The 16,702-nt window shown below is 36.3% G+C and carries 16 protein-coding genes and 1 tRNA gene; 9 read left to right on the top strand and 8 right to left on the bottom strand.

Features of this window, described 5'->3' with window-relative positions; genetic code table 11:
• Together LBQ60_13100 and LBQ60_13095 are read right to left on the bottom strand one after the other, a co-directional pair.
• The coding region (locus tag LBQ60_13100) for a hypothetical protein (protein MDR2038853.1) at positions 1-230 on the bottom strand (230 nt) is incomplete at its 3' end.
• Between the two features lie 14 nt (positions 231-244).
• Positions 245-751 carry a hypothetical protein gene (locus LBQ60_13095; protein MDR2038852.1) on the bottom strand — a complete coding sequence of 169 codons (507 nt, stop codon included), beginning with the start codon at positions 749-751 and terminating at the stop codon, positions 245-247.
• Positions 752-1,044: 293 nt separating this feature from the next.
• Here LBQ60_13095 and LBQ60_13090 point away from each other — a divergent pair, with 293 nt between their 5' ends.
• The 3 genes from LBQ60_13090 to LBQ60_13080 all read left to right on the top strand — a co-directional run bounded on the left by LBQ60_13090 (position 1,045) and on the right by LBQ60_13080 (position 3,235).
• Positions 1,045-1,413, top strand: coding sequence for an ankyrin repeat domain-containing protein (locus LBQ60_13090; GenBank protein ID MDR2038851.1), 369 nt, complete (start codon positions 1,045-1,047; stop codon positions 1,411-1,413).
• 23 nt (positions 1,414-1,436) lie between these two features.
• Positions 1,437-2,600 carry an ankyrin repeat domain-containing protein gene (locus LBQ60_13085; GenBank protein MDR2038850.1) on the top strand — a complete coding sequence of 388 codons (1,164 nt, stop codon included), beginning with the start codon at positions 1,437-1,439 and terminating at the stop codon, positions 2,598-2,600.
• A gap of 236 nt (positions 2,601-2,836) precedes the next feature.
• Positions 2,837-3,235, top strand: a complete 399-nt coding sequence (locus LBQ60_13080; GenBank protein MDR2038849.1) for an antibiotic biosynthesis monooxygenase — start codon at positions 2,837-2,839, stop codon at positions 3,233-3,235.
• Between the two features lie 101 nt (positions 3,236-3,336).
• Here LBQ60_13080 and LBQ60_13075 read toward each other — a convergent pair whose 3' ends face one another.
• Positions 3,337-4,059, bottom strand: a complete 723-nt coding sequence (locus LBQ60_13075; GenBank protein ID MDR2038848.1) for a NigD-like protein — start codon at positions 4,057-4,059, stop codon at positions 3,337-3,339.
• Positions 4,060-4,223: 164 nt separating this feature from the next.
• On the opposite strand from LBQ60_13075, the gene LBQ60_13070 reads away from it, so the two are divergent.
• Positions 4,224-5,438, top strand: coding sequence for an FprA family A-type flavoprotein (locus LBQ60_13070; protein MDR2038847.1), 1,215 nt, complete (start codon positions 4,224-4,226; stop codon positions 5,436-5,438).
• Between the two features lie 249 nt (positions 5,439-5,687).
• Here LBQ60_13070 and LBQ60_13065 read toward each other — a convergent pair whose 3' ends face one another.
• On the bottom strand, positions 5,688-7,022 hold the full coding sequence (locus LBQ60_13065; GenBank protein ID MDR2038846.1) for a lysine 2,3-aminomutase: 1,335 nt from the start codon (positions 7,020-7,022) through the stop codon (positions 5,688-5,690).
• A 283-nt stretch (positions 7,023-7,305) separates the two neighbouring features.
• On the opposite strand from LBQ60_13065, the gene LBQ60_13060 reads away from it, so the two are divergent.
• The 5 genes from LBQ60_13060 (at position 7,306) to LBQ60_13040 (ending at position 12,664) form a co-directional block, all read left to right on the top strand.
• Entirely contained in the window at positions 7,306-8,658 is a 1,353-nt protein-coding gene (locus LBQ60_13060) for an alpha-L-fucosidase (GenBank protein MDR2038845.1), read from the top strand.
• A gap of 88 nt (positions 8,659-8,746) precedes the next feature.
• Positions 8,747-10,492 (top strand): DUF6044 family protein, encoded by a 1,746-nt coding sequence (locus tag LBQ60_13055; GenBank protein MDR2038844.1) that lies wholly within the window; start codon positions 8,747-8,749, stop codon positions 10,490-10,492.
• Positions 10,493-10,525: 33 nt separating this feature from the next.
• Positions 10,526-11,314 carry a class I SAM-dependent methyltransferase gene (locus LBQ60_13050; GenBank protein MDR2038843.1) on the top strand — a complete coding sequence of 263 codons (789 nt, stop codon included), beginning with the start codon at positions 10,526-10,528 and terminating at the stop codon, positions 11,312-11,314.
• Positions 11,315-11,533: 219 nt separating this feature from the next.
• A complete protein-coding gene (locus tag LBQ60_13045; GenBank protein MDR2038842.1) occupies positions 11,534-12,313 on the top strand; it encodes a glycosyltransferase family 2 protein in 780 nt (259 codons plus the stop codon).
• Between the two features lie 278 nt (positions 12,314-12,591).
• Positions 12,592-12,664: transfer RNA gene (locus LBQ60_13040), tRNA-Phe, on the top strand.
• A 260-nt stretch (positions 12,665-12,924) separates the two neighbouring features.
• On the opposite strand, the gene LBQ60_13035 is transcribed toward LBQ60_13040, so the two are convergent.
• The 4 genes from LBQ60_13035 to LBQ60_13020 form a co-directional block, all read right to left on the bottom strand.
• Positions 12,925-13,446, bottom strand: coding sequence for an OmpH family outer membrane protein (locus tag LBQ60_13035; protein MDR2038841.1), 522 nt, complete (start codon positions 13,444-13,446; stop codon positions 12,925-12,927).
• Positions 13,447-13,487: 41 nt separating this feature from the next.
• A complete protein-coding gene (locus LBQ60_13030) occupies positions 13,488-14,003 on the bottom strand; it encodes an OmpH family outer membrane protein (GenBank protein ID MDR2038840.1) in 516 nt (171 codons plus the stop codon).
• A gap of 48 nt (positions 14,004-14,051) precedes the next feature.
• A complete protein-coding gene (bamA, locus tag LBQ60_13025) occupies positions 14,052-16,568 on the bottom strand; it encodes an outer membrane protein assembly factor BamA (protein ID MDR2038839.1) in 2,517 nt (838 codons plus the stop codon).
• 6 nt (positions 16,569-16,574) lie between these two features.
• On the bottom strand, positions 16,575-16,702 hold a 128-nt coding region (locus tag LBQ60_13020; protein MDR2038838.1), incomplete at its 5' end, for an undecaprenyl diphosphate synthase family protein.

The following is a 16,702-nucleotide window of genomic DNA, read 5'->3' as shown; positions in this document are numbered from 1 at the left end:
GGAGTATTCCCTGAATCATCGGCACGGGGCTTTACTCTTTCATCTATCAGATATTCAATAGCCTGGTAGTCAAAGAAACGGGCTGCCAGGTGATGGAGATTTTTCTCACCATCAGCGGTGATACTTTTATCTTCCAGAGACTGGTAAAGGTCAACCAAACTTTCCTTTTTCCCTTCACGGGCAAACATGTTTTGCTTATAAGCACTTTCTATTTCTTTGTATGTACTCATACTGGTGTTTATTTTTACAATTCTACTTTCTTTATTGCATCTATTACATTCTGATAACCTTTACTTTTCAACGGAGTACCTATTTCAAGTACTTTATTATGATTACCCAATGCTGCATGGCAATCGACCATCATCCTTAATACCGAATCTTTCAATGTTTCAGGAAAAAGTTCAGCATACTTAAAAGTAATGGCCTCCGTATATGCCTTTGTCGTAGCCTGAACATCCTGTATTGTCCTTAAAGAAGGAGATTCAGGGGTTTTCAATCCCTGTGGCGTTTGTGCCAGTATTCCCAATACCTGTTCCAGAAGTGGTAAAGCAGATGCATATTCTTCTACCCTGATAAGACATATGGCTTTATTGAACTGTGATGGTATACTTTCTGCCTGCCGGTGTAACAAAGTCCAGGCTTCCACAGATTGTCCACGATCTAACAATACAGCACAAAATTCCATATCATTAATGGCAGTTTCATCAGGTTTATGTCCCACAAAAGAGGTATTCGGTTTTCCTATCAGCATATCCTTATTTTGTTGATCTTGTTTGAGCGAATTTAATAATCATATTTTCTTTTACGTGATTATTGGGTTATTGTTCGGGTGTTCCGTATTTTTTTACAATGATACCCGGTATCTTCCTCATAATTTTAATAGTAAGTAATTCACATTTTCAAAATGGGTCGTTCTAAGATATGTTTTAGTAACATTTTAAAACAGATTACGTAATTATATCAGGTATTCCACAGATTCGATAAGAGTCGCCAAGAGTGGGAAAATATGAGAATCAAATAAATAATTACCAATAGCATAAAAATATGAGTAAAGTATTCTATGACATCAAATCGGCTTACAGTTCGCATAAATCAGTTGAAGAAATACATGAATTATACCGTCAGGTTGAAGATAAAGATATCCGGGATGAGAACAACGGTAAGCGTTCATTGCTCCATCTGGCAGCAAGCTTCGGCGATGCCGGGGCCATCGATATTTTACTGGAAGGTGGGGCAAAATCGGCAGTAACCAATGATTACGGTGATAATCCGTTACATGCTCTGGCTGAATTGAGTGAGTGCCGGTATAATAAAGCGCCGGACGAACAGTTATACCACGCAGCCAAAAGTCTCTATGAAGCCAAAGTGAGCGTATTACGCAAGGATGACAGCGGACAGACCGTTATCATGTAGCAGCTAAAAATGGTAATTATCCAATGATACAGGCGTTGATCGATTCCGGGGCAAAACTTACCGGAACCACCAATGAAGGTTATACTGCATTACACATAGCTGCCAAGGAAATACGCCATGCATTTTCCTCCCTGAAATATGCAAAGGAAAGATTTGACAACCTGAAGCCCATTCCAGACAATTTAAGCGACAGTTGGAGAAGGGTGGAAGAAGAAAGAACCGAAAGTACCATCAAAGATTACAATAGAAACGTAAAGCATGTCGAAGATTATTTCAAAGTTGTAAAATCTTTGGTTGAAGTGGGTCTTGACGTTGATGCAAAAGACAAATACGGAAACGATCCGCTGTATTATGCTGTAGAATCCGATGCCAAGAAGATAGCTGCATTCCTCAAAGGTGAAGATGTAGATAATGAACAAGTCCTGGCTGCCGGTGGTATGACCTTGTTCCAGGCTGTGAAAAAGAATGATCCGACGGCAGTGAAAGCATTGATCGATATGGGAGGAGTTGATATTAATGAGGTGAATACCGAATACCGGTTCGAAGGGAAAACTCCGCTGGCAATGGCTTGTGGACTGGTAAACAACGAATGCGTAAAAGTATTGCTGGAAGGAGGTGCCGATCCTAATTTCAAGGCAGGTGAACATGGCCATACTGCTATGTGGTCGCTGATCAACGGTGCCGGTTCAGCAATAAACCACAGCTACACCTATAAAGACGAACTGGATATATTCAATATGCTATTGAAGGCAGGAATGGATGTCAACGCTTCTGTTGACGACCAGTCAAATACCGCATTGATCCTGGCATGTAAAAATTACAGGAAAACGGAACTGGTGGAAGAACTGATCAATACTCCTTGTGACGTAAATATGGCTAATCTTGACGGACAAACAGCGCTGATGATGGTTGTAAACAGCAGGGACCTTAAAGAAATGGAAAATATAGCTATTTCCCTACTCGAAAATGAAGCCAAAACCGATGTGTGTGATAAATACGGAAAAACGCCGTTGATGTATGCAGCGGAAAACAGTGATAAAAATGCAGCCCGGACATTTGCGCAGTTAATGATAGATTTTGGTGATGTAAAAGCCGACGCTGTCAACAACGATGGCAAAACAGCACTGGACATAGCGACGGAAAAAGAAAATGAAGAACTGGTAAAGTTATTGCTGGAAATGGTTTAATTGATAATTATTTATTATCCTTAAATCAAAGATCAAATTAATATCAGAAGGTTGTTGGACCATTAGTTAATCGGGAAAGAGGAAAAGTCTTTATCTGGATTCAAAGAGATTGTGCCTGTAGATAAGCTTTAGTTCATTAAAGGAAAAAACATATTTGTGATTTTCCTAAACAATAAGTACATTTGCATATAATTATTATTTTTTTTACAAAATAGATACTCAAACTAATAAATACCATGAAAAATAAATTAAAAAATTTCATTCTCTTATTTCTGTCTGTATATATTTTAATGAGTTGTGGATCTTCGGATACTCCGGTAAAAAATGTGGAAGATAACGTTAGTACAGGCAATGAGTTAACTATTGTTGCCAATGTTACTATAAATCCTGAATTCAAAGACGAATTGATGAAGACGTTCCAAGTGATTGTAAATGCGACACGTAAAGAACCCGGCAATATATCATACGGCTTATATGAAAACACACAGGATCCTCTGAAATTCACATTTGTGGAAAAATGGAAATCTCAGGATGCCATTAATACACATAACAATAGTGCCCATTTCCAGGAATTTGTAAAAGCTGTTGAAGGAAAAGCAGAACTGGAAGTCATGGTCTTAAAACAAAAATTTTAATATTTCCGGCTAAGTTAACGCACCGAATAAAAAAAATCCTGACTAAACTTTAGCCAGGATTTTTTATGATATCCTTTCACAATGTGACAGGACCAAGTCAATTATTCGATTATACCCTGATCCTGGTCGATTTCCAATGAAGTTTGTTCCAAAGCTTCTCCAAAAGTATATTTCCTTTCATAGGTTCTTACACCATCATAATTTTGATTATGTATTACCAGATCCAATGATGTTTTACCTTCTTCCTGAAGCGTTTTCAAATTAAATGACGCGATACCCCAGAACCACCGGTTAGCCATATCGCCATTAGCATTATGCCTGAATTCCAAATGTACTTTTCCGTCATCATAGGTTTTTTCACTGTCTGATACCAAATTGATGAAATGAGACCTGCTGTAGCCAAGGTAATTGAATTCAACATTCAGATAATCATTGCTGACCCATACATCAGAAATACTAATAGGATCATTACCAATGCTATCCTGGGTTGCGGAAGTAATATTAAAAATATTCTTAGTCAGGATATTGTAATAATCGAATAAGGCTACATCATAATTATACCCACTTCCTGCTTCTTTTTCAGAAAGAATAACAAACCTGGTCACTACACGTTGACTATCCTTAGGGGTGTAAGGAACCCTGGATTCTTTCACAAATAATCTATTTCCTTTATCAGTGTCGATGAAAAACTGGTTTTTCCCATCCGGGTTTTCCACCATTCCAACACTTATGCCGTAGGTGTTGTCATCTTTATCGTCATTACAGGAAATAAAAAAAACCGGAGCTAATGCAACTAAAAATAATAAGTTTCTGATTGTTTTCATTATATTTCTGTTTTAATTAATAATACAATTAAATTCCCCATGGAATTTTTACAAAAATGATGCCAGCCTATTCATCATCACTCATATGCAGACTATTGAATGATTGGTATTGTAATTTTTGAATGTTTAGTTTACCTTTGTTGTTTCAGTAAAAGAATGAGCTTATGAACAACAGAATACTAGATGTAACCCCTGATGTGAAATGGATTGGGGTACTTGATCCTGATTTAAAGGTATTTGATATTGTAATGGAGACCAAATATGGTACCACATACAATGCTTATTTCATTAATGCCGGGAAAAAAACACTTGTAGAAACAGTTAAGAACACATATACCGAGGAATACCTGGATAAAGTGAAATCCGTATGTAACCCGGAAGAAATTGAGTATATCATCATGGATCATACGGAACCTGATCATTCCGGAAGCTTATCAGCCTTACTTGATCTGGCAATTAACGCTACCGTTGTCGGAACAGGACAAGCTTTAAACTATCTGAACGAAATCATGAACCGTCCCTTTAAATCCTTAAAGGTGAAAGACGGGGATACTTTGAATTTAGGCAACAAGACACTTCGTTTTATCGGAGCCCCGAATCTTCATTGGCCGGATACAATGTATACCTACCTGGAAGAAGACCAACTTTTGTTTACTTGCGATTCATTCGGCGCCCACTATAGCTTTGAACCCATTTTTGATGACCTGATCACCGATAAGGAAGAATATGAAGATGCCTTTGTATACTATTTTGATTGCATCCTCAGGCCATACAGTAAATTTATGTTAAAGGCCATTGAAAAAATTGCGCCGTTAAATATCCATATGATCTGTACAGGTCATGGACCGATCCTTCGTAAAACATGGAAAGAGATTGTTTCAAAAAGTGAAAAACTAGCCAGCGATTATATATCTGTAACAGAAGGTAAAAACAATAGGATATTAATTACCTATGTGTCAGCATACGGCTATACCAAATATATGGCAGAATGGGTCAAACAAGGAATAGAGCAAGTAGGTGAATATGAAATTGAGTTGATGGATATTGAATTTGCGCTACTTGGCGATCTCGAAGCTGCTGTAACAAGATCCGATGCTTTAATCGTCGGCTCACCGACCATTAATCAAAATACATTATTACCTATCTATAAGCTATTTGCAACAATCAACCCGTTAAGAGATAAAGGTAAACCAGCTGCTGCTTTTGGTTCCTACGGCTGGAGTGGGGAAGCCGTTAGTATCATTGAAAGTAATCTCACCGGATTGAAATTAAAAGTGCTGCAAGATGGGTATAAAGGCAGGTTTAACCCGGGAGAAGAAAAATCCCAACAATTGGTAGAATTCGGAAAACAGTTTGCCTTAAAGATGAAACCTGAATAATTTAACAGGCATGCTGTCTTAGTTTTTTTCCATTTTTTTATCAATAATGTTTGTAATATTGTAATGAATATTGCATCTTTGTAATGAAAATAAATCGTGATATATCAATATTTCAATTCATGAAATAACCATATAAAAGATCTCTCATAGTTATCAAATAGTAAAATGTTTAGTAATGAAAAAAGGGCCGTTCGAGAGAACCGCCCTTTTGTTTTTACCTGCTCCTTTTTGACTAAGGACAAAAATTGATTATTCAAAATTCTTAGCTTCGCTATGGTGATAATCTTCTTTATACAAACGTTCTAATTCATCTTCAAAGAAAAATTTCTGTTCTCCGAAGGCCGGTTGTAACATATTTAACCATGTAGCGGCCGAATCATATTTGGCAAAAAACGGACGACCTACCCAATCGGGATTACGTCCCTGCAAAAACCTCAGTACAAATACCTTTTCCCCTCTTACTTCACTCACACCCAATACCTGGATCTTTCCGGGAGTTGCACTCATACTTGGACCACGGACTGTACGACATACTCCACTTACTTGCTGGTAGGCCTTACGGAAAATATCCCAACAATCTACTAACGGAATATCAAAAAAATCCTTGGCTCCTGTATCTCTTGCTATAAACATATAATAAGGGATACAATTTAGGTTTACCTGTTTCCGCCACATTTCAGCCCATAAGTCAGGATCGTCATTGATATGCTTAAGCAGTGGAGATTGCGTTCGTATTTGAGCACCTGTAGAACGAACACGTCGTATTGCCTCCTGAACAGCGTCTGTGGTTAATTCTACCGGATGGTTAAAATGGGCCATAATTGCCAGGTTTTTCCCCTGCCGGACTATTTTTTCAAATAACCGCAACAATTCATCAGCATCCGGATCTGTAAGAAAACGATATGGCCAGTACGCCAGTGATTTTGTACCAAATCGTATCGTCTGGATATTAAACAAATCATTGTCCAGCAATGCATTTATATAGTTGGTAATATGGGAAGTACTCATGGTTAATGGATCACCACCTGTAAATAAGAGATCCGTCACTTCACGGTGTTTTCGTAAATATTCTACCAACAGTTCCGTTTCCTTCATAGCGAACCGCATCCCTTCCATACCGGAAAACTGGGGCCATCGAAAACAAAACGTACAATATGCATGGCAGGTTTGTCCCTGGCTAGGAAAAAAGAGCACGGTTTCACGGTATTTATGCTGTACCCCGTTTAGTTTAGTACGTCCGATCATGGGAACATTCAAATGCTGTCCGGCCGGATTAGGATTCAATGTCTGCCGGATCGATTTAACCATTTCTTTTATTTGACTCACCGGAGCCCCCTTTTCCACCAGATGTTCAATAGAATCATAATGTTCTTTTTTCAAAAGATCTTTACGTGGAAAACAAAGCGTGAAAATAGGATCTTCGGGAATATTATCCCAGTTAATAAGTTGTTCGGTAACATAATTATTCGCTTTGAAGGGTAGTACCCGTCCGGCTATTTCAATCGCTTTACGATCTGCAGCCGGCAATTTTTCAATGCCTGATATGGATGTATAATTATGCAATTGGTAAGATTGATATTTCATGGTTTTCAACATTTTTCAGGTTAAACGGGTATCTCAACAAGTACCTGTCATTCTCATGACCTATTCCCGGTATTAAGTGAGATATAACACTATCTCTAATGAAAGAAAGAGGGTGTTAGATATGTATATATGCAAAAATAGTGTTTTTTTCGCTTTTTTCCAAAAACAGATGTAATACTTATACTTTTGACATTTCAATTTATAAAACACCATTTCTGATTTCAGCTCTGTATATTTATAAATATTTATCTATTTTCGCATTTATTCCAAATAAACCAGTCTTATGAAAAGAAGAAATTTCCTCCGCTATACTGCATCTGGTATTCTTGCAACCGCTTTTTCCCCGCTAGCTATACATGAATTCACTTCTATTCCGGATAGGTTTATTGCCGGTAATGACACTATTAAGCGATTCGGTGACGGGCGGGACTGGTTTTTCGAAAAACGATTTGGGATGTTCATACACTGGGGATTATATGCAATCCCTGCCTGGCATGAACAATATCAATGGCGTGCAAAAGTAGAACGTTCCCAGTATATGCAATTAGCCGGACAATGGAATCCTAAAAAATTTAATCCTGAAAAATGGCTGGACATTATGCAGGAAGGAGGTATGAAATATATTTGTTTTACAACCAAGCACCATGACGGTTTTTGCATGTGGGATACTAAATATACTTCCTTCAATGTAATGAATACTCCATATAAGCGGGATATATTGGGAATGTTGGCAGATGCATGCCATAAACGGAATATTCCTTTATCTTTATATTATTCTATTGCCGACTGGAATCATCCCAAATACCCGAATGAAGGCCGTCATCATGAACTCCCTCCTCAGAAAGGGGATAATCCTAATTGGCTTGAATATCTTGAATTTTTAAAAGCACAGGTTCGTGAACTTTGTACCAATTACGGAAAAATAAACGGTTTCTGGTGGGACATGAATGTTCCGGAACATAAAGATCCGGCTATCAATGATATGATAAGAAAGCTACAGCCTGATGCTGTGATTAATAACCGTGGATTTGATGAAGGCGACTTCGGAACACCTGAAAGGGATTTTCAGAAAGACGACATTATAGCTTTTACAAGACCTACGGAAGCCTGTCAATCCATTGGAATAGAAAGCTGGGGATATCGCTCGGATGAAGATTATTATACGGATCGTCATTTACTACGAAGCATCGATCGTTATCTTTGCCGTGACGCCAATTACCTGCTGAATATCGGCCCAACGGCTGAAGGTATCATATCTACGGAAAATGAAGCCATTTTAAAGCGTATCGGAAAATGGTACCGTTCAGTAAAAGAGTCATTGGAAGATGTTCAGCCGGCCTCACAATATACCGCTAACCGAAATATTATGCTTACCCAACGCAATAATACGGTTTATGTTCACCTGAATAAGGACCAGCAAGGAAACAGTGTAAAACTTCCACCATTAAAAAAACGCCCCGTAAAAGCGACATTACTTAATGATGGCCGTAGGATTGAAACTATAGTTAACCTGACACCCACCGATCATGTGTCACAACAACCTGTGTTACGTTTACGGGATCTCCCGGCAAATGAAATGGCCAATACAGTAATGGTTGTAAAACTGGATTTTGATACGTTGCCATGGGAAAAATGAAACGATGAAACGGTCAATGCACCATATAAATTAGAGTTGGTTCATTTTTTCGTCAGGAATATTTTACTTTTGTCCATTTTTATCAAAAATGATAGCATTTAAATTACGTGATATTTTTATGCAAAAAGGTAAATACATCCCAATAAAAAGCACATACTGCATTCTTTTCATTATTACCATAATCGGATTACCTTTTTTTCTTCTCGGCACCAATGCCTATCTGATAATTCATGATAATCTGGATAGTGAATTTGTATATTTACACCTACTAAAAATCACAGGTTCGCTATCCGGTTTTGATGGTGATCAGCTCATTTATAATGTAATGAATGGATTACCAAAAAAATTCTTTCATTCCGAATTTAGTTTTATCCGTTTCCTCTTTTACCTGTTTCCTTCCTTCTGGGCTTATATAATCAATTCTATATTGGTTCGTTTAATCGGTTTCATTGGATTATATCTTTTTTTGAAAGATTACCTGATGAAACAGTATAATAAGAATATAGTGATCATATTGGCAGTGATATTCTCAATGATACCCTTATACCCACTATTCGGGTTAACCGTAACCGGGCAACCGATCCTTATCTGGTCATTCCTGAATTTAGCCAATCACCGGAAATATTTGATTAGCTGGATGGTGATTGCCTTATTTCCATTTTACTCACATTTTGCACTGATTGGTCCTTTTATTTTATCAATACTGGTTGTTTTTGGAATTTATCTGTTGATCACTAAAAATAGAAATACAAGTGTGCAATACCATATAGGCATAGGATTATTGACCGCCTGTTTTATCATTGCAAATTTCATTACAATAAAAGGGTTTCTGGATCCGGGAGAATATGTTTCTTTTCGAACTGCATGGATATTTGAACCATATTCCTTTGAAAACATAGCGAGACAATTCATAATTACCTTTTTTACCGGACAATATCACGCCTCTTTATTTAACACGATTCCCATATTCTTATATGCTTTGCTCGTTTTGTTTTTTATGAAAATCAAACCGGGACAAAAGAAAGTGATTATTTCACTTATTCTTGCCATAGCACTGATTACTGCTTTAAAAGCGGTGTACCCACTTATCTGTTATATCCTTCAGAATACATTTAATATCACCTTATCTTTCCAGATTGGAAGGTTCTTTTTTTTCAATCCTTTCTTATGGTTTATTTTATTAGCAGTTACTATTATATATACCTATAATAGGATCCCAAAATATGTCTTATACTCTCTTATAACCATCCAATTCGTTGTTATTATATATTCAAACAAGGAATTAACTATCAATTATGAAAAGTTGTTTGCTAAAGAACAGGTAAAGTACAACTATCCCAGTTTTTGTGATTTTTATGCATCTGATTTATTTTCTGAGATATCCCGGCATATTGGTCTTCAAAAGAAAGAATATAGGATCGTTAGTTTAGGCATTCATCCCGCCATCGCGCAATACAATGGTTTTTTCACCTTAGATAGCTATCAGAACAATTACCTCTTAAGATATAAGCAGGAATTCAGGGAAATAATTGAAACTGAATTATTGAAAAATAATGAATTAAAAAAATATTTTGATAATTGGGGCGGCCGATGTTACCTATTCAGCGATGAATTGGAGAGAAGTTGTAAGCAAATGTGTTTAAAAGAATGTGGGCTAAGTATAAAGCAACTTGATATCAACATTATGAAAATAAAAGCAATGGGAGGAAAATATATATTTTCTGCTCTACCCATTGAAAACTCAGATGAATTACAAATAAAATTATGTAAAAAATTTGAAGATGATCACTCCTTATGGGATATCTATCTTTACAAACTTAATAATATTGAATAAACTTTATATTTGCATGGTAAATCATAATTTTTCATGGATATTAAAGAATTAAATGTTCCGGGGCATAGTAATAATAAACAAAATCATCCCTGGGAATATGCCCGTAGTAAAGTCGTTAATAATATTATAAAAAAATATATCCGGAATATTGATAATGGTGTTGCTTTGGATATTGGTAGTGGTGATGTCTTTTTTCTTACTCAATTTTCAAATTCATATCCTGGCTTTAAATTAATAGCTGTAGATACTGCATATGATGATAAACTCATATCTTCTTTAACTGAAAAATACAAATCTTACAATATTACTTTTTATAAAGATTTAAAAGAAATACACATACCTCATAGCAAACCGGCTTCTGTTGTTTTCCTGTTGGATGTGATAGAGCACATCGAAAATGATGTTGGATTTTTAAAATCACTCTCTACAAATGATTACATAAATCAGGATACTGTTTTTATGATTACTGTACCGGCCTATCAATCTTTATATTGTGAACATGATAAATGGTTAGGGCATTATCGTAGGTATTCACAACATTCGCTTGAAAGATGTATCAAAAACGCGGGATTGACCTATATTGCCGGCGGTTATTTTTTTTCATCCCTTCTTTTTCCCAGGTTAATCCAAAAAGTTCATCAAAATTTTACATCTGAAAATAAAAATGTGAAAGGAGTTGGAGATTGGAATGGTAAAAAGGCGCTGTCTTATATCTTTGAAAAAATCTTGCTGTTGGATTATTTTTTTTCCAGAATCCTTAAATCACTCAGGATAAATATTCCGGGGCTTTCAACTTATATACTTTGCAGAAAAATATCATAATCCTTTATATGATCCGGAGCATGCCTCACATTTCTATCTCTTTAAATAATTGATCTTAGATGGGAGAAGTTATGTTTTACTCTCTGATTTATCCTGTTTGTATTCCGGATCGTCCTACCCGGTACACAGGAAAAATCAGGGGCAAACCCTCTCCCACTGCTCGATGATATAAACTTATATTCTAAGAGAATGTTTAAGAAAAAAATGTAATTTTGGCAAATGAAGTTAGTTAGGGAAATGGGTGAATATGAACAGGATCGAGGGGTAGGTATTACCGGAATTTGCATAATACCTTGCTACAATGAAAGCAAAAGATTATCTCCTGTTTCTTTTATTGAGTTCATAAAAACCAATCCCCATATCCGGTTTTTATTTGTAAACGACGGCAGTTCTGATGATACCTTAACAATACTTACAAAAATAACGGCCGAATGTAGTCGGTTTCATTTGCTTAACCTGGGAAAAAATTATGGGAAAGCAGAAGCCGTACGTTTAGGCATGATACATGCATATGAAAACTTTGAATCTGACTTTATCGGATTCTGGGATGCCGATCTTGCAACACCACTTTATGAAATACCTTCTTTTATTGACCAGGCTGTAGAAAATAACTTTGATATTGTAACCGGTCTTAGGTTAATGCGCCTTGGCGCCGAAGTAAAAAGAAACCGGAAACGGCATTATCTCGGACGTATTTTTGCAACTGTCGTTTCTACTATGATTGATCTACCTGTTTATGATACACAATGTGGGGCTAAATTATTTAAACGATCTGTTATTCCGGTTCTTTTTAATGATGTTTTTATTACAAAATGGTTTTTTGATGTAGAAATTTTGGCTCGATATATTCAGTATCTGGGAAAAGATAATGCAATAAACAAAATCTATGAATACCCTCTTTTTAAATGGGTAGATATCGGTGGTTCTAAATTAAAAATCAAAGATTTCATAACTGCACCTTTTGAACTTAGGAAAATAAAAAGAAAATACCTGACCTAAGATAAGTAAAAGAAATTAAGACTATAATTGTCAACTTAATTAATAACAATAGTATAATATACTCACTTATGGGATCAAACAGTCAGATTGTTAAAACGGCTCTTATCTGCTACTATGAAAAGACAACGCTATGGAGAGCTGAATAATGCATTTAAATAACAACCGACTCATTTCACTATCAATCAGTCAAATCAAAATTATAGGATCAAATTTTATTAAAAAATACCTTGAACTGCTTGCGGTTTAGAAAACTCTTTTTACCTTTGCACCGTCAAAAAGGTACCATAGCTCAGTAGGTAGAGCAACGGACTGAAAATCCGTGTGTCCTTGGTTCGATCCCGAGTGGTACCACAAAGCCGGCCAAAATGGTCGGCTTTTTTTATTTAAAACAACAAGCTTGTATATTAACTAAAATCAGACAAAGATTTATACCATGGGGAAGAATTGGGTAGACAGTTGCAGTTGTTTTGATTTTTCGATCACATAAATTTGTGTGATGGATCAGAAAGTATTTTTTCTTATCAAACAATCAGATAATCTGACTTCCTGTATAATAACAAAAAACACGAACAAAAATGTTCGTGTTTTTTGTTATTATATCAACTATATTATTATTTCTTAACACCTAATTGTTTCTGTACCAATTCAAGAATATCCTGTGAATCAACAGCCTTAAATACTAAAGCCTGTGAATTAAAGACATAAGTAATATTGTTTTCCCTTGAAACAACATCGATGGCTTTATTGGCTTTTTCTATAACAGGTTGTAAGAGTTTCTCCTGCTCTTGCTGCAGGGTTTCATAGGCTGACTGTTGAAACTCACTGATTTTCTGTTCTATAGTACGTATCTCTTCCTCCCTTGATTGTTTTACCAGCGCTGTCCAGGTTGCATTATTTTTAGTGTATTCTTCATACTTCCTGTTACGTTCGACATGTAAAGATTCCAACTCTGTTTCCAGTTCTTTCTGAAGCTTTTGTAAGTTAGCCATAGCAGAATCCCTTTCCGGCATCGATCCGATCAGCTCTGCCATATCGATATGGGCTAACTTGACCGGCTTCTGACTCTGGGCAGAAATATTATTACAAAAAGCAGCGATAGCAAGTACAAATACAAGTTTAATTAAAGTCTTCATTATTTATCGTGAATTAAAATTTTTGTTGCAAAAATAGGTAATTAATTCTTATATCCTAATTTTTCAAGAACTTCATCACTCCTATCCTGCTTCGGATTGGCATATAACACACTGGCATCTGAAGATGTATCAAAAATTGCAGCATATCCTCCTTCAACAGCCATTTCTTTAACAGCCTTGTATACCTCATCCTGTATAGGTTTCACCAACTCCTGTTGTTTTTTTACCAACTCTCCTTCAGGCCCGAAATATTTCTTTTGCAGGTCTTTCACCACCTGTTCCTTCTGAATGATCTCATCTTCTCTTTTTTTGCGCATATCATCCGAAAGCATTACCTTTTCAGCCTGGTAATTTTTATAAATCTTCTCTATTTCACTATACTTTTCTTCAATTTCTTTTTGCCATTCACTTGATAATTTCTCAATCTGTCCTTGTGCAGATTTATAAGCAGGAATATTATTCAATATATATTCGGTATCAACGAATGCAAATTTCTGTGCCATAAGCGGCATGGCGGAAAATCCGGCCAAAATAAATAAAAAAATTACTTTCTTCATCTTATGATTCTTTTAAGGAATGAAAATTTTCTTTAACTACTCTTTTTATTAAAATTGTTGTCCCAGAATGAATTGGAATTCCACTTTTCTACCAGTTCCATTAGGCAACCTGTCAAAGCCATATCCACAATCAACTCCCAACATTCCAAACATAGGCAAAAACGCCCTTACTCCAACACCTGCTGTTCTTTTCATATCAAACGGATTAAAATCCTTGAACTCATACCACGCATTACCACCCTCGGCAAAGGCCACAACAAATATGGTAGACGCAGGCTGCATGATTACCGGATAACGCAACTCCAGGCTTGCCTTGGTATAAATATTGGCTTTACTGTAATATTCGCTTACCTGTGGAGTCAATGCACCATCCTGATACCCTCTCATAGGAACAATTTCTATGCCATGAATTTGATATCCCTGCATGCCTGATCCTCCCATGTCAAATCCCTCATAAGGAGAATATCCGACATCTTTGTTAAAATATCCCAGGTATCCGAACTGAAAATGAGTAGCTAATACTAGTTTATCAAAGAGGTTCAGGAACCAATCTGCTTTGAATTTCCATTTATGGTATTCGATCCATTTATACCTTTCTGAATCTTTAGCCGATTTGTAATTTGTGTTATTAAAAACCGACCATGGCGGTGTTATATTTAATGCTAAAGAAATATTTGAGCCACTTCTCGGATAAATCGGTTGGTCTTGTGAATTCCGGCCCAATGTAATTCCTAAATTTATATTATTAGATGTCCCATCGCTGAAAGGAAGACTATAATATCCGCCTGATCTTGGCCAATCCTGTACTCTATAACGCATATAAGTAATATCCGTATTTAACGAGAACCAGTCATCCGGCCATTTTAACATACGTCCTAACCCAACAGTAATACCTGTTGTCTTATAAAATTGATCGCGACCTTCCGATTTCCAATAATATGTCTGGTTGGTAATTTTTGAATGGTACAGCGAAACCGAAAATGAATTTCTTCTTTTTCCGCCCAACCATGGTTCTACAAAGGTAATATTATATGATTGGTAATATTTCCCATTAGATTGAACGGATAACCCAAGCGTTTGCCCGTCTCCTGAAGGAACCGGACGCCAGGCTTTAGGATCCAATATACGACTAGCGGCAAAGTTATTGAAACGTACCCCTACGCGACCGATGAACATACCTCCACCAAATCCCGCCGATAATTCCAACTGGTCATTCGCCTTTTCTTCAAGGGGATAAACGATGTCTACCGTAGCATTTTGCGGATTGGGTTGGATATCCGGTTGCAATGCTTCGGGGTTGAAATGCCCTAGCGTGGCTAATTCACGTACATCCCTCATCAATTTTTCTTTGCTGAACAGGTCTCCCGGACGTACACGAAGCTCCCTGCGCACTACATGTTCATTGGTTTTATTGTTTCCTTTTATAATTACCCTATCAATAGTAGCCTGCTCTCCTTCATGAATACGCATTTCAACATCCACAGAATCATTTTCAATACGTAACTCTACAGGCATGATCTGTGAAAACAGATAACCATTATTGGTATACAATGAACTTACAGCATCTTCTTCATAATTGAGACGTTTATTCAAACCTATCTGATCATATATGTCTCCTTCTTTATAACCCAGAATCCTTTGTAACATATCTGTAGGGTATTTGGTATTTCCCACCCAGGTAATGTTACGAAAATAATATTTGTTCCCCTCACTTACCCTGATATGCAATACAACACGTTTATTATTGACAAAGGTAATAGAGTCATTCAATATTTTAAAATCACGGTATCCATGTTCATTATAAAATTCCACCAATTTTGTCCGGTCCTCCTTGAGATTATTTTCGATGTATTTTTTACCCTTAAAGATATTAAAATTACGTTTTAATTGCTTGGTCTTTTTCATGACCCGGCGTAATCTCATATCTTTAAATTCGGAATTATCGATAAAATCAATCTCGGCAATTTTTACTTTTTGATGCTTATTAATAATCACTTTCAATGCTATCCGGTTTACCATAGTAGTATCCTGCTTCTGGACAAACTCAGTAGAAACCTGATAAAATCCTTTTTCCCTGTAATGTTTTGTAATTATGGTCCTTATATTATTCAAGACATTTTCGGTAATCTGACTATTGGGCCTGACATTGATTTTTTCAGTCAGGTCCTTTACTTCTCCTTTCCGAACACCTTCAATTGTTAAGTTTGATAAACGAGGACGTTCACGAAGAAAAATCTCAAGAAAAATCATATTCCCTTCTATTTTCTCGGCAATAACTTTCACATCTGAAAATAAACCCTGAGACCAAAATTTCTCAACAACTTTAGTAATATCATCACCAGGAACTGTTATTTTCTGTCCGACTTCCAGTCCGGACATACTTGCCAATATCTGTGCATCCATAAACTTCACACCTGAAACATTAATTCCACCAATCACATAATCTTGTGCATTGGAATAGTCCATCACAGGTAAATTAGAATAATCTACAGATTCCTGTCCGAATAAATTAATAAAAGCTGATGAATATACAAAAATAAGACAAAGTGTTACTTTTCGCAACATACTATTCTATTGATTTTTAGATTTTTCTTGTTGATCTAACTGCTCACTTGTTTTACCAAAACGACGTTCTCTCTGCTGAAAAGAAGCAATCGCTTTATAAAAATCATTTTTTTTGAAATCCGGCCATAAGGTTG

The sequence above is a fragment of the Bacteroidales bacterium genome, from assembly GCA_031275285.1.
GTDB lineage: Bacteria > Bacteroidota > Bacteroidia > Bacteroidales > UBA4181 > JAIRLS01.
This window is presented reverse-complemented; position numbering and strand designations above follow the sequence as displayed.